This is a genomic window from Acetobacterium malicum subsp. dehalogenans DSM 11527 (assembly GCF_000472665.1).
GTDB classification, from domain to species: Bacteria; Bacillota; Clostridia; order Eubacteriales; family Eubacteriaceae; genus Acetobacterium; species Acetobacterium malicum.
In genome coordinates this window covers 1-14,567 of sequence record NZ_AXAC01000045.1, presented here as the reverse complement: position 1 = coordinate 14,567, position 14,567 = coordinate 1, and the positions used below count along the sequence as shown (strand labels likewise).

At 42.5% G+C, this 14,567-nt stretch carries 15 protein-coding genes; all 15 read left to right on the top strand.

The genetic code is table 11. From position 1 onward, the window contains the following. Positions 1–220 precede the first annotated feature (220 nt). The 15 genes from A3KS_RS0115415 (at position 221) to A3KS_RS22795 (ending at position 14,353) form a co-directional block, all read left to right on the top strand. Complete coding sequence (locus tag A3KS_RS0115415) at positions 221–1,504, top strand: helix-turn-helix transcriptional regulator (protein ID WP_026395666.1); 1,284 nt, start codon at positions 221–223, stop codon at positions 1,502–1,504. A gap of 66 nt (positions 1,505–1,570) precedes the next feature. Next, positions 1,571–2,119 carry a PadR family transcriptional regulator gene (locus A3KS_RS0115410; RefSeq protein ID WP_026395665.1) on the top strand — a complete coding sequence of 183 codons (549 nt, stop codon included), beginning with the start codon at positions 1,571–1,573 and terminating at the stop codon, positions 2,117–2,119. A gap of 82 nt (positions 2,120–2,201) precedes the next feature. After that, a complete protein-coding gene (locus A3KS_RS0115405) occupies positions 2,202–2,900 on the top strand; it encodes an ABC transporter ATP-binding protein (RefSeq protein WP_026395664.1) in 699 nt (232 codons plus the stop codon). 10 nt (positions 2,901–2,910) lie between these two features. Then, positions 2,911–3,627 (top strand): ABC transporter permease, encoded by a 717-nt coding sequence (locus A3KS_RS0115400; protein ID WP_026395663.1) that lies wholly within the window; start codon positions 2,911–2,913, stop codon positions 3,625–3,627. A gap of 92 nt (positions 3,628–3,719) precedes the next feature. After that, positions 3,720–4,199 (top strand): glutathione peroxidase, encoded by a 480-nt coding sequence (locus A3KS_RS0115395; protein ID WP_026395662.1) that lies wholly within the window; start codon positions 3,720–3,722, stop codon positions 4,197–4,199. Positions 4,200–4,275: 76 nt separating this feature from the next. Further along, positions 4,276–4,701 (top strand): MarR family winged helix-turn-helix transcriptional regulator, encoded by a 426-nt coding sequence (locus A3KS_RS0115390; RefSeq protein ID WP_026395661.1) that lies wholly within the window; start codon positions 4,276–4,278, stop codon positions 4,699–4,701. 445 nt (positions 4,702–5,146) lie between these two features. Then, positions 5,147–5,434 (top strand): ArsR/SmtB family transcription factor, encoded by a 288-nt coding sequence (locus tag A3KS_RS0115385; RefSeq protein WP_026395660.1) that lies wholly within the window; start codon positions 5,147–5,149, stop codon positions 5,432–5,434. Next, the gene (locus tag A3KS_RS0115380) at positions 5,434–7,935 is read left to right on the top strand and encodes a DsrE/DsrF/DrsH-like family protein (RefSeq protein ID WP_035356496.1); all 2,502 of its coding nucleotides are present in this window, start codon (positions 5,434–5,436) and stop codon (positions 7,933–7,935) included. The genes A3KS_RS0115385 and A3KS_RS0115380 overlap by 1 nt, the downstream gene beginning before the upstream one ends. A gap of 195 nt (positions 7,936–8,130) precedes the next feature. Continuing rightward, positions 8,131–8,622 (top strand): zinc ribbon domain-containing protein, encoded by a 492-nt coding sequence (locus A3KS_RS0115375; RefSeq protein ID WP_169727711.1) that lies wholly within the window; start codon positions 8,131–8,133, stop codon positions 8,620–8,622. Between the two features lie 231 nt (positions 8,623–8,853). Then, positions 8,854–9,267 carry a Fur family transcriptional regulator gene (locus A3KS_RS0115370; RefSeq protein WP_026395657.1) on the top strand — a complete coding sequence of 138 codons (414 nt, stop codon included), beginning with the start codon at positions 8,854–8,856 and terminating at the stop codon, positions 9,265–9,267. 262 nt (positions 9,268–9,529) lie between these two features. Next, positions 9,530–11,413 carry an anaerobic carbon-monoxide dehydrogenase catalytic subunit gene (cooS, locus tag A3KS_RS0115365; protein WP_026395656.1) on the top strand — a complete coding sequence of 628 codons (1,884 nt, stop codon included), beginning with the start codon at positions 9,530–9,532 and terminating at the stop codon, positions 11,411–11,413. Between the two features lie 12 nt (positions 11,414–11,425). After that, positions 11,426–11,875, top strand: coding sequence for a 4Fe-4S dicluster domain-containing protein (locus A3KS_RS0115360; RefSeq protein WP_026395655.1), 450 nt, complete (start codon positions 11,426–11,428; stop codon positions 11,873–11,875). Continuing rightward, entirely contained in the window at positions 11,872–13,104 is a 1,233-nt protein-coding gene (locus tag A3KS_RS0115355) for an NAD(P)/FAD-dependent oxidoreductase (RefSeq protein ID WP_026395654.1), read from the top strand. The genes A3KS_RS0115360 and A3KS_RS0115355 overlap by 4 nt, the downstream gene beginning before the upstream one ends. 109 nt (positions 13,105–13,213) lie before the next feature. Beyond that, entirely contained in the window at positions 13,214–13,708 is a 495-nt protein-coding gene (locus A3KS_RS0115350; RefSeq protein ID WP_026395653.1) for a peptidylprolyl isomerase, read from the top strand. Positions 13,709–13,768: 60 nt separating this feature from the next. Continuing rightward, positions 13,769–14,353 carry a zinc ribbon domain-containing protein gene (locus A3KS_RS22795; protein ID WP_051355929.1) on the top strand — a complete coding sequence of 195 codons (585 nt, stop codon included), beginning with the start codon at positions 13,769–13,771 and terminating at the stop codon, positions 14,351–14,353. Positions 14,354–14,567: the final 214 nt, after the last annotated feature.

Here is a 14,567-nt window from a genome sequence, read left to right as displayed (position 1 = left end):
GCTTTTTTATTTAATAAAACAGGAATCAAGTTTTGTTACGTCATTTTTAAATATGCATATTCGATAACACATATTGATTATTTTGCATCTTACTGTTAAAATAATAGCAACAATCATAAACGGCAAGAAGGTATCGCAGAACAGATTAACTAGCGCCGTGAAGAAACAAGCAAGTCCATACAATGATGAATAGGGCTAAGAAAAGTGACGGAGGGATAAAATGAGCCAGGAAATCGGTAATGTATTAAAAGACATGATCAAGGAAAAGAACATGACAGTTTTTTCACTCGCTAAAGAGGTGGATGTGGATCGCTCAACTTTTCAGCATTTTCTGTCGGGTAAGCGCAAACTGAATTTGGAAGATCTTCGGAAAATAATGATCGCTTTGAATCTGAGCAAAGATAAAAAAAAGCAATTATATACACTCTATGAAAATGAATATGACGATCGGGAAGTGTTAAAAAACAGCCAGGATATTTTTTCTCTTTTTGGTGAAATCGATCAGCTTAATCCCGAAAAAGAATGGGTTGAAACCGAAGAATACCTCGTGAAAAATCAATTGGTTTCGGAAAAAGCTCGGATTATCAAAGGTCAGGTAAAAATTGAGGGGATTATTCGCAGCTGTTTTATGGAAGAAATGGGTAGGGGCGCAAATGCCCATGTAATTATGTCAGTCAATTTTAAACATTATTTTCTCTATGATTTGATCATGCGAGTCAATGGTCAAAACCAGGGCGGAAAGATTCAAAATATTATTCCGTTAGTCAACAAGAAAAAACTGGGCAACAATCTGGATATCCTCAAAACAGTTCTGTTATTAAAAAGTCTGGATAACATTGACTATGAGCCCTATTATTTTTACTCAGGAACCAAAATATATGATGATATCAGTATCATTGTCCCCAATTATTTTATTACCTCGAAACAGGTGATTACCATCGATCGTGATTTTGAAAGTGCCATCATTTATGAAGATCCGGAGATTCTGGAATACTATCGGGAGAAATCTCAATCCATTCTCAGTAAATGCGAATTCTTTGTCGAAAAAGAATTACTCAATACGATCATTTACAGCCCGTCATCATTTGAAAAAATCATGAAAAATAACATAACCGAAAAATATATTGCTTTTGATCGGCTTGACAGTCTTATTGATCAGGATCACAATTCGGGCGAAAAAGCTACCCTCACTGCTCAGTTACAGTCGCCAGAGAAAGGGTGTGTCCGGATATCGGAGACCTTTGTCCTGCGCGATGGCCTAATTACAGGGAACCGAAACCTGTGTATCCGATATCTGGTCAATGAGGAACGGGTTGATTTTATTCTGATCAATGAGACAAAACCAAGCATCCTGAAACTAACGGTCAAGGAAATAGGTATTGTGTTGGTCTTCAGAGAATTTTTTAATTATCTGCCCCACAGCGTCCATGTCTGTTCGCCGGAAGAGATAAAAAATGGTCTGCGTAACATCCGAAGTGTCACCGAAGGGATCGAAAATGTTTAAGTAAGTCTTGACAAAATAGAACAAACAATGTAGAATACTCAACGTAGAGTATTGGAGGTGTGTAAATTGACACGTGTACTTGTACTGGGACTTCTTGATGTACAACCGATGTCCGGCTATGATATTCAGCAGATGTTGCGAATATCTGATGCGGAACGTTGGGGTGGGGTGCTCATTGGCTCCATATATCATGCCTTAAAAAAAATGGAAAAGGAAGGTTTGGTCGCTGTTGAAAGTATCGAACAAACTGGACATCGGCAAAAGGCGATTTACAAGATAACTGCGACAGGCAGAGAACACTTAAGCCAATTGGTTGGGGAATCCCTGGCAAACTCATCCGTTAATTATCCCTCAACCCTGTATTCCGGCTTGTCTTTTATCGAAAAAGTAGCGCCGGAAAAAGCACTGGCGGCACTGAACAGTCAATTGGTGGCACTGGAAAAAGAATACCAGGCGCTTGAGAGTGGTTTTCGCCTCAAAGACATCGCGATGCACCAGAATATCCCGCCGATGACAAAACTGATCTTTGACAATATGTATGCGATTGTTAATCAGCAACGCGCGTTTGTTGAAAATGCCATAAAACTGCTGGAATCCCAGCAGACAGGTAATTAAAAACTTCTCCCTCCGAAATGGGGGAGAAAAAAATAACCGTATACTCAACAATGAGTATACAAAGATAAATAAGGAGGATAAGATGAATTTAATTGAAGGAAAAAAACTGGTCAAAAATTTCAAGAACAACCCGGTCATTCAGGGGATTGATTTCGAAATCAGGCAGGGTGAGATCCTGGCTCTGGTTGGTCCCAATGGGGTGGGAAAGTCGACTACAATTGCGATGTTGCTGGGGATATTGCCACCAGATGAAGGAACAATTTCTTATTGGCGGTCCGATTATAAGGAACATATCGGTACCCAGCTCCAGAGTACCCCGTTTTTCGAAGGCTATTCGGCTAGAGAAAATCTCAAATTATTCGCAGCCTTGTATCATATTAATCTCAATGATGTGGAGATTGAAAAGAAGCTGACTGATTGCCACTTGGAGGAGGCCGGTAAAACCCCGGCAGTTAAACTGTCGATCGGTCAACAGAAACGGTTGGCCATCGGCGTTACCACTGTTCATCGACCCGAATTGGTTGTTCTCGACGAGCCGACGGCGGGGCTGGATCCCCGGTCCCGATACGAAATCAAAGAAATGATTAATGATCTGGCCAAAAATAATCAGACGGTCTTGTTTTCATCCCACGATATGGAGGAGGTGGAAAAATTGGCGAATCGTCTGATTTTCATGAACAATGGAAAAATAATCGATCAGGGAAGTCCGGCAGAGTTGATTGATAAACATCAGGTTGAAAATCTGGAATTGCTTTATTTAAAATTTACCGAAAAGAATTAAGGAGAAAAAAATGAATACGATTTTTAGTTTATCACTCAAATCAGCAGCCCGGGAGCCGTTCTTACTGTTCTGGTCAATTCTCGTTCCGATTGGCGGAACCCTGGTATTGGGTTTTCTGGTTGGTACCTCTGACTATGCCATCAATATCACCACCGGCATGATGGCAATGGGGATTTTGTTTTATGCCTTTACCACCACAGTGTTTTCGTTATTGGGTCAAAGACGACGGGGTGTTTACCAATTACTAAAAGTAACACCGATGCCTCTATCCCGTTATATCATCAGTGTGTCCGGGGCCTGGACGCTGGTGTCACTGATTTGTGCGATGTTGGTGTTGATGGTCGGCGGGATCTTTTTCCATCTCGATCTAGCCCTTGCCAGCGTCTTAAAAATGGGAACGGTCTGCGTTCTGGGAGCGATGGGATATGTTTTTTTTAGTTTCTTTGTTTCCGGATTGTTTCAAACCGAAGCGCAGACGAGCATTGCCACCAATCTGATTGCGATGCCCTTATTGCTGGGGAGCGATGCCTTCTACTCCCTGGAAGCTGCACCTGACTGGATCAAGACGGTGATCTTGCTTAATCCCTTTCAGTGGTTGCTAAATGGTCTGCGCAGCGGGTTCAACAGTAATAATCGGGATTGGGCGATCAGTGCGATTACGCTACTGATTTTTCTCGGGATTGCCTTATTTCTGGCGGTACGCTCATTTAAATCATCAGATTATTAAGAATTTGGCAGAAATTTTAAAAAGATCTTGACGAAATTAAATTGTGGTGTATAATAATTTCATACAATCAAATAACGCAAGGGAGAAATAAAATGAGCATATATAATTTTACCGTCAAAGATGCCAGTGGCCTGGATGTTTCGATCAAAGAATACGAAGGTAAGGTGCTGCTGATCGTGAATACGGCCACCGGCTGCGGCCTGACCCCACAATATGAAGGACTTCAGGATCTATATGATAAATATCAGGATCAGGGTTTCGAAATCCTCGATTTTCCTTCCAACCAATTTGCTAACCAGGCCCCAGGTAGCGATGATGAGATAAAGAGTTTCTGCGAAACCCGATTCGGAGTCACTTTTAAGATTTTCCATAAAATTGATGTTAACGGCGACAATGCTGATCCGCTGTTTACCTACTTGAAAAAAGAAAAAGGCGGAATGCTGGGTTCCAATATTAAATGGAATTTCACTAAATTTTTAGTGAATAAAAAAGGCGAAGTGGTTAAACGTTTTGCACCGACTGACGTTCCTGAAAAAATCGAGAATGATATCAAAAAACTACTAAGTGAGTAACTTCCTTTTGAAAAATTGCCGGCAATGGCATTGTGAGGTATAATGACTTATAAATTATTTCAAAGGAGTGATTGACTTGAACAATGAACAACTGAAACTGGAAAACCAATTGTGTTTTCCCCTTTATGCCAGTGCTAAAGAGGTGGTCAAACGCTATAAACCCTATTTAGATGAAATCGGACTGACCTACACCCAATACATTGCCATGATGGTCTTGTGGGAACACGAAACCATCAATGTAAAAAACTTGGGAGAGTATTTATATCTGGATTCCGGAACCCTTACCCCCTTACTGAAACGCCTGGAAGCGGCGGGATTTATTGAACGTAACCGGGATTCCAATGACGAGCGCAATGTGATTATCAAACTGACTCCGGCCGGCGAGGCACTTAAGGTACCGGCCAGCCTGATTCCTGATAAAATTAAGCAATGCCTACCCATCACCGAGGAGGAAGCAATTACCTTATACCGATTATTATATAAATTACTGGGTAGTAACTAAACGCCATTGGGATCGTGCGGCTTAATGGCGCAGAATTTAACCAAATTATTTTTGTGTAAACGGCCCATAAAAATGTCCAGTTGTTAAAACTGGGCATTTTTAATACACTTAATTTTAAAAACGGTTAGTTTGTTAAACAAAAATAACAAAACTATCCTCTTGATTAATGAATTAGAATGTGTTAATGTGTAATCAATTAGCAATTAGAAACTAAATAAAGGAGGAAAAAACCCGGTTGGTCAAGAAACCAGCCATTTAAAGCAGTATTTGATGATGATTTTACAAGAGTTGCACGACAATAAAATAATTCTAAAATGAAGGTCAGATTTTCGATGCTGTGTTTGAATATATTGATATGCAAGTAAAATTTACGCTTGACATATTAGAAAAGTCTAATATAATAATGTTAGGCTGATTTATTATGTTAACACAAGGAGAAAGTTTCATGGAAATGGATTTGAAAGATCACGAGATAACGGCTGAGATTCTAAAAGCTTTGGGCCATCCGGTACGGCTTTGTATTACTAAAGGGCTGATCGCGAATGGGCGATGTAACGTTTCCTATATGGAAGAGTGTCTTGAGGTTTCTCAGTCAGGGGTCTCGCAACACTTATCCAAGCTGAAAAATGCCGGGATTGTTAAGGGATATCGGACGGGAAATGAAATTTATTATGAAGTCATCAGTAAGCCAGCCAAAAATATTATTCAGGCTTTATACGGAGAGGATTTATAATGAAAAAGATATTAATTGTTGGAGGTGTCGCCGGCGGCGCCACTGCTGCTGCGCGGTTGCGTCGTTTGAGTGAAGAAGATGAAATCATCTTGTTCGAACGCGATGAGTACATTTCTTTTGCAAACTGCGGTTTACCTTATTACATTGGCAATGTGATTACAGATCGTCAGAAATTACTGGTACAAACCGTCGAGGGAATGTCAAAACGATTTAATCTCGATATCCGGAATTTCAGTGAGGTCATTGGGATCGATCCGGCGGCTAAAACAGTGGAAGTTAAAAACCATCAGACTGATCAGGTTTATACAGAAACCTATGATAAGCTTATTTTATCACCCGGAGCAAAACCTATTGCCCCCCCGATTCCTGGATTCGCCGAAGCGGAAAATGTTTTAACGTTGCGTAATATCCCTGATACCGATAAAATCAAGGCGATCGTGGATGCCGGCAAGGTGGGCCGTGCGGTTGTTATTGGTGGTGGTTTTATCGGTGTTGAAATGGCTGAAAACCTCCAGGAGCTAGGCATCAATGTTACCCTGGTGGAAAAAATGAATCAGGTTTTGAAACCCCTGGATTTTGAAATGGCTCAACTGGTCCATCAGGAAATTAATGCCAATTGCGTGAATCTGATTTTGGAAGATGGTGTGGATCATTTCCAAAAACAGGGAACCGAAGTAGTTTTAGAAAGTGGCATGGTACTACAGGCAGATCTAGTTATTTTGGCTATTGGGGTTGTTCCTGAAAATGGCCTGGCGAAAAATGCCAGGCTCAAATGCGGTCCCCGGGGCCACATTGTCACGACAGCCAATTATGAAGTTATCAATGACGAAACGGATGCTGTTTATCCGGATGTTTTTGCCATTGGCGATGCCATTGAAGTGCAGGATTTTGTCACTAAAAATCAGACTGCCATCCCGCTGGCCTGGCCGGCAAACCGCCAGGGTCGGGTCGTTGCCGATTATATCAATGATATCCAGACAAAGAATGTCGGTATTCAGGGAACCGCAGTCGCCAAGGTCTTTAGCAAAACAATCGCATCAACGGGCAATAATGCAGCACAGCTGGATATGAAAAAAATCCCCTATCAAGTCGTGATGGCACATCGGGCCAATCATGCTGGTTATTATCCCAACTCCACTAATATCGCCTTAAAGCTGCTCTATGATCCTAAAAGTCTGCAAATCCTTGGTGCTCAGGCCGTGGGCCAGGATGGCACCGAAAAACGAATTGACGTCATTGCCACTGCGATGAAAACGGGTGCGACGGTATTAGATCTTCAAGATTTTGAATTATGTTATGCACCACCTTTTTCTTCAGCGAAAGACCCCATTAATGTTCTGGGGTATATCGCCAGTAACATTGAAGAAGGCGTCTATCAGACCGTCGAATGGTTTGAAATCGACGAGATTGTCGCTAACGGCGGATTTTTGCTGGATGTGCGAACTCCGATTGAATTCAGCGCCGGGGCTATCAAAGGCGCCGTCAACATCGAACTGGATACTTTAAGAGATCGCATTGACGAAATTAACATCACTACGGATATGCCCATTTATGTGACCTGTCAGGTCGGTCAGCGGGCTTACCTGGGGATCCGGATTTTAAAAGGTCACGGTTTTACTAATGTCTATAATTTATCGGGTGGTTACAGTACCTACAAAACAGCCCACTATCAGCTGGCTCAGCCCGATTTCACCGTCGGTGAGTGCGTTCCCAAGAAAGACGACTCAAATAGTGGAAATATCGATCAGGGTGGCGATGGAACGCAGGTGATCAAGAAAAAGGTTGATGTTACCGGACTCCAATGTCCAGGACCGTTAATGGCGACTTATGAGGCGATTCAAAGTGTCAATGCTGGTGATCTGGTTCAGATTATCGCCACTGATTTTGGTTTCGTCAGCGATATTAAAAGCTGGTGCGAAACCAATGGACATACCTTGATATCGCAGGAAACCCAGGGCAAAAGCTATATCAGCGTGATTCGAAAAGGTGATGCCGGGGAAACCTGTAGTTTGATGCCAGCCGTCTCGACCCAGAAAAATGCTACCCTGGTGGTCTTCAGTGGGGAACTGGATAAGGTCCTGGCATCGATGATTATTGCCCAGGGGGCAGCCGCCCAAGGTAAAAACGTCACCCTCTTTTTCACATTCTGGGGACTCAATGCCCTCAGAAGAAGAGATGGAAAGGGCCATAACAAGACCTTTATCGAAAAAATGTTTGGTGCCATGATGCCAAAAGGAGCAGCCAGACTACCTTTATCGATGATGAATATGTTAGGAGCCGGTCCGGCGATGATCAAGGGCATTATGAAAAAGAAACATGTTGATGATCTCGATACGATGATCCAAAAAGCCCAAAAGGCAGGGGTTCGTTTTATTGCCTGCACCATGAGTATGGATCTGATGGGCATCAAGGAAGAAGAACTGATTGACGGGATTGAGTACGCTGGGGTTGGAACCTACATTGCCAGCAATGAAAATGCCGGAACAACCTTATTTGTATAAAACAAAATTACATTAATTTCAGATCATTTTATGAATATTATCAGACAGGCTGTTGCAGAATGGAAATTTCTGTAACAGCCTGTTTACATAACTTAACCAAACCTTTATTTCGTTATTACCCAGGCGATTAATCTTGCTTTCATTTGTAAAGATTGTGAATTTATGATAAAATACAGATGGAAGGAAGTGAGTAAAATGCCAAAGTATTGTCCTAGATGTACTTACATTTTGAGTATTGACGATACAAAATGCAGGTTTTGCGGCATGGTAATAACAACGGGAGTTGTTGTTGATAAGAAGTTCGCTGATGAATTCCTTAAAGAGGAAATGGTAGAAAAAACAAGTTTCCCAAGAGCATTTCTGGATGGCGGCAGGGATATGATGCCAGCAAAAGAAATAAAACAGCTCCAAACAGACGATGAAGCACTGACTGATGAAATTATCGCAGACGAAATTATCGGTGACAAATTATTCAGCTACGAAACCGAAAAAGGTTTTGAAGTTGAAAGCTTAGCGAGAGGATTATTGGATCAAGGCAGAGAAATGACACCAGCAGTTGAAACCCGAATCCTGACAGCAGACGATGAACTTTTTGCAGAAGAAATGATTGGCGATGAAATAATCGCAGATGGATTTATGGCGCTTAAAAATCGTCCCTATAATCTTCCCAAATCGATGCGACTGTGATAAGTGAAAGATGGCTAAATGATGATTAATCAAAATAATGCAGTAAAAAAACGAAGTATCCGGTGATGCACTTATCTGATTACAATAATTGTTAAAAACAGTTTAAAGTGATTTTAAGATAATGGTAAACCGGATGCTTTTTTTATTAGAAAAAACAAAAGAAGTTTGACAAAACTGGATAATCGTACTATAATTAAGAAACAAATTATTAGTTAGGAGTTATTCTTAATCATGAAAAATAAAAAGATCCAAATGTATACAGACGTGATCCGTGGTGCCGGATTAAAAGCTACACCGCAACGAATCAGTGTGCTAAAAGTGTTGTCAGAAATGACCTCTCATCCCAGTGCCGACATGCTGATGGAAGCCCTTGAAAATCAGGGATATGTGATGTCGGTAGGGACCATTTACAATATCCTGGAAACATTCTCTGAAAAAGGCCTGATTCAAAAACTCAAGGATAATCAAGAAGTGATGCGTTTTGATGCAAACACTCAGTTTCATGTGCATATATACAACAAGGAGAATAACGGTATCTGTGATTACTACGATCCGGAACTGGAGATTCTACTCGCGGATTATTTTAGAAATAAACTACCTGAAGATATTTCTTTGAACCGTATGGAAGTGTCGCTTTTTGCCTGATCAACATTAAGAAAGTAGCTCTTAATCTAACCGTAAAAATGAATAATTTTAACATCTAAAAAGTCTGATGCTTTGGCATCAGGCTTTTCAATTTTTTGAGATTTTGTAAAAAGACAAATATTTATCATGAATCATTCTTGACAAGTATTTATTCCAGCTCTATAATTTAGATATGATTTTAATAAGAGTGATTCTTTTAAAGAAACTAATTAACTTAAGATCGGTTGCGAATGTCAACGAATAAATTACCGGAGGGTATCATATGAATTCAAATTTTAGCTGCAAAACCTGTGCAAGTGCGGACCAGAAACTGGAAACCTTTATTTCTAATCTTAGTGTCGACACATCCCATCACCGGATGGAAGGACAAAGTGTCAAATGCGGTTTCGGACTGCAGGGAATCTGCTGCCGTCTCTGTTCCAATGGGCCATGTCGAATCACCCCGGACGGACCCAAAGGGGTTTGCGGTGCTACCGCCGATACCATGGTGGCCAGAAATTTCCTGAGGGCCGTTTCCGCAGGTTCCGGATGTTATATCCATATTGTTGAAAACACTGCGCTGATGCTCAAAAAAACAGCAGCCAGCAAAGGGGTCTTAAAAGGCAAGGTGGCACTGGCAAAACTGGCCGAAATCTTTGAAATCAATGAAGCTGATGAACATGTCTGTGCTGAAAAAATTGCCGACATGGTTTTAGCCGATTTATATAAGCCCGACTATATAAAAATGGAACTGGTTGAAAAAATGGCCTATAAACCACGCTTTGATCGTTGGAAAGAACTGGGGATACTACCAGGTGGCGCAAAATCTGAGGTATTTTCCGGAGTTGTTAAAACATCCACTAATCTCAATTCTGATCCCGTTGATATGTATCTAAATTGTTTAAAACTGGGGATTTCCACTGGTCTTTACGGTTTAACGCTGACTAATCTGTTAAACGATGTGATGCTGGGCGAACCATCGATCCGTTTGGCACCAGTGGGCTTACGGGTTATCGACACAGACTATATTAATATCATGATTACTGGCCATCAACATTCTATCTTTTCCTACTTACAGGATCGCCTGATTCAAGATGATGTTATTGAGAAAGCTAAAGCTGTCGGTGCCAAAGGATTTAAACTGGTTGGATGTACCTGTGTTGGTCAGGATTTGCAGCTGCGCGGCGAACATTACAAAGAGGTATTTAACGGCCATGCCGGTAACAATTTTACCAGCGAGGCAATTCTGGCCACCGGCGCCATTGATGCGGTATTATCAGAATTTAACTGTACTTTGCCGGGGATCGAGCCAATCTGTGATGAATTAAAAATCAAGCAAATCTGCCTGGATGATGTTTCTAAAAAAGCCAATGCCGAAATGAAACCATTTGTTTTTGAAGAAAAAGAAAGCCAGAGCAATGAAATTATCGATGCCGTGATCGAATCCTATCAGGCCCGAAGAGGCGTTGTTACTCTGAATATGGATGCTGACCACGGTAACGACGATACCTTAACCGGTGTCAGTGAGGGGTCGCTGAAATCATTTCTGGGTGGAACCTGGAAACCACTGATTGATCTAATCGTGAAGGGTGAAATCAAAGGGATTGCCGGCGTGGTCGGATGTTCCAGCTTAACTGCCGGTGGCCATGATGTGTTGACGATTAATCTGGTTAAAGAATTGATTGCCAAAGATATTCTGGTTTTATCAGCGGGATGTTCATCCGGCGGATTGGAAAATGTCGGTTTGATGTCACCTTCAGCGGCATCTCTGGCTGGACCAAAACTGCGGGCGGTTTGTGAAAGTCTGGGGATTCCGCCGGTCTTAAACTTTGGCCCCTGTCTGGCCATTGGCCGACTGGAATTGGTGGCTACCGAACTGGCCGAAGCAATCGGCGTCGATTTACCGCAATTACCGCTGGTTTTATCAGCACCACAGTGGCTGGAAGAACAAGCACTGGCCGATGGGGCCTTTGGTTTAGCACTGGGACTACCACTCCATTTAGGATTACCACCGTTTGTTACCGGCAGTCCCGTGGCGGTTCAGGTGTTCACCCAGGATATGTTGAATTTGACCGGTGGACAACTGATCATTGATGACAATGCTAAATCAGCAGCTGAAACTTTGGATGCGATCATTGAAAAGAAACGCAAGGAATTAAACATCTAAGGAGGTGTAATCATGAAACGAATCATCATTGATCGTGAAAAATGCGATGGCTGTCTGAATTGCAACATCGCCTGTATCAGTGCCCATGAAGAAGGCAGTAATTTTTACACCGTGAATATGCAAAGTCCTGAAGCGGAAACTCGCAACTTTATTAAATTTGATGCTCAAAAGGGATACCTGCCGATTTTCTGCCGTCACTGTGACGAACCAGAATGTGTGCTGTCCTGTATGAGCGGCGCTCTGGAAAAAGACCCACTAACCGGGCATGTGCAGTATGACGAAAGTAAATGTGCAGCATGCTATATGTGCGTAATGAATTGCCCCTATGGGGTTTTAAAACCAGATAAACAAACCCGGACCAAGGTCATCAAATGTGATTTCTGCGAAGATAAGCCGGATGGACCCAGCTGTGTTAAAGCCTGTCCTAAGAAAGCCATTGAAGTGAAAGAGGTAAGCCTATGAAAATCGTTATTATCGGAGCCAGTGCGGCCGGAATCAGCGCGGCCAAAACAATCAAAACCTCAGAACCGGATACTGAAGTGGTCATTATTTCCAAAGAGGATAGTGTTCACTCCCGTTGTATGCTCCATAAGTTTTTGGGTCATGAACGAGATGCCAAGGGGATCAGTTTTATCGCAGACAACTTTTTTGAGTCCAGCGGAATAACCTGGCTTAATAATACCACCGTGATTGGTCTGGATGCTCAGAAAAAGACGGTAAAAACCCATGACAATCAGGATATCAGCTATGATAAGCTGCTGATTGCCACCGGTGCATCCTATTTTATTCCACCGATCCCGGGTCTCCGGGAGTCAAAAAATGTTTATGGGTTCCGTGATTTAAAAGACGCCCAATTGTTGGATAACGAATGTAATACGGCCCAAAACGCTGTGGTCATTGGTGCTGGCCTGGTTGGTATGGATGCTGCAGTAGCGATGCTGGAGCGGGGATTAAAGGTAACGGTGATCGAAATGACCCAAGCGGTGATGAGTTTACAGCTAGATCAAAAATCGGCCCAGGCCTACCAGCAACTGTTTGAAGAACACGGCGCGGAGTTTATTTTAAATGACAAGGTCGTGTCGGTTGACGTCGATGAAGTGGGGCGGGGGAAAACCATCCATCTTGCCAGTGGCAAAGCGGTTCCGGCCGATGTCATTGTGATTGCTGCCGGAGTGCGGCCGGCCTTTAACTTTACCGAAGGATCCGGAATTGATACCAACCATGCTATTTTGGTCGGAGATGATCTTAAAACAAATATTGACGATATCTATGCGGCTGGCGATGTTACCGGTATCGCCGGGATCTGGCCTAATGCCATGAAACAGGGACGGATTGCTGCGATTAACATGCTGGGCGAAAAACTATTATATGAAGATCGCTATGCCCTTAAAAATACCGTTAATTTCTATGGACTCACGACCTTGTCCCTGGGGAACATTAACCCGGAACCGGAAGAAAACTGCGAGATCTTGATGCGCGAAGACCGCTATAATTACCAGAAAGTCGTTTTGAAAAAAGGTGTTGTTCAGGGTGTCATTATCCAGGGGAATATCGGCGGCACCGGATTTTGGCAATACCTGATCAAAAATAAAATCGATGTTTCCGGCATCAACAAAGATGTCTTCAGCCTCAGCTATGCCGATTTTTATGATCAGGATCAAAATACCGGCGAATATCGCTACGCTGTTTAAAAGCCCAATTATCAAAAAGCTTAAGACTCTGGCGAACCTCTTTTCATTTTATTTCATTTGGTGTATACTACATTGAAGTAAAAATTATAAGAAAAATTTGGAGGAAATAATGTCAGAAACAGCAAATCCAATTGTAAAAATTGAAATGGAAAATGGCCAGACAATGGAAGTGGAGCTCTATCCAGAAGTTGCCCCGATAACCGTAGAAAACTTTTTAACTCTGGTCAATGATGGCTTCTATAACGGTTTAATCTTTCATCGGGTCATTCCCGGTTTTATGATCCAGGGCGGATGTCCCCAGGGTAGCGGTATGGGCGGCCCCGGACACACCATTAAAGGCGAATTCTCCGGCAACGGTGTGGTCAATGATCTGAAACATGTTAAGGGAGTAATTTCCATGGCTCGTTCCGGGATGCCGGATTCGGCTGGTTCCCAGTTTTTTATCATGGTCGATGATGCGCCATTTTTAGATGGTCAATATGCAGCTTTTGGCAAGGTGATTTCAGGAATCGAAACAGCGGATGCAATCGTTGCGGTTGCTCGGGATCGATCAGACAAACCGCGTGAAGATCAGGTTATTAAGAAAATTGAAGTTGTATCCTGAATTATATTTTGAAATCATCATGTTTTTATGATAAAATAAAATAAAAAGGATGTGAGCGCAATGGCAAAGTATTGTCCCAAATGTTACGCCGGTATCGGTCCAGATGATGCAGTTTGTGGTAATTGTGGAAATGTATTGAAGGAAGATGCCGGTGGGGTAGAAGATTTCACAGCCGGTGTATTCGACAACGAAAATCTTTCTCATGATGTTTCCGGCAAAGAGATTCCGGGTGAAACCCCAGATGAAGAAATCTTGTCTCACGAAATTGTCGCTGACGAAATCATTGCTGATGGTATTGTTGAGGAGGAAGTCATTATCTCCGAAACCATCACAACCACCCCAGATCCTGGTCAGACCACGTCACAATATCAGACCCCAAACCAACGTCAGATGGCCCCGGAAAATGCCGAAGTACCCATGACCCTGGGGGACTGGATGCTGACGCTGCTGTTGCTGTACATCCCGATTGTCAATATTGTCATGCTGATTATCTGGAGTGTTGATTCCAAAACCAGCGCAACCAAAAAACACTTTGCCTGGGCGACATTGATTTTTATGGGAATCGGTATTGTCCTTTCGATCATCTTCTCCAGCATCGTGATGGCTATTGTTGCATCCATGATGCAGTCCATGTACTATTATTAAATATCACACCAATAATAAAAAGAACCGTCGAATGACGGTTCTTTTTGGTTTGCGAGGCATGTTGCCGAGCTAATGGTCTGAAAGAAGACCTGTCACCTGGCTAATTGGGAAGACAAGCTGTAAGCAAGGGCGTTTCCGGCGACGGAAGGGTCTGAAGGAAGCTGATGGCGGTTGTTGGAACGGAACGCAAGTGAACCAGTGATGGTATATATGA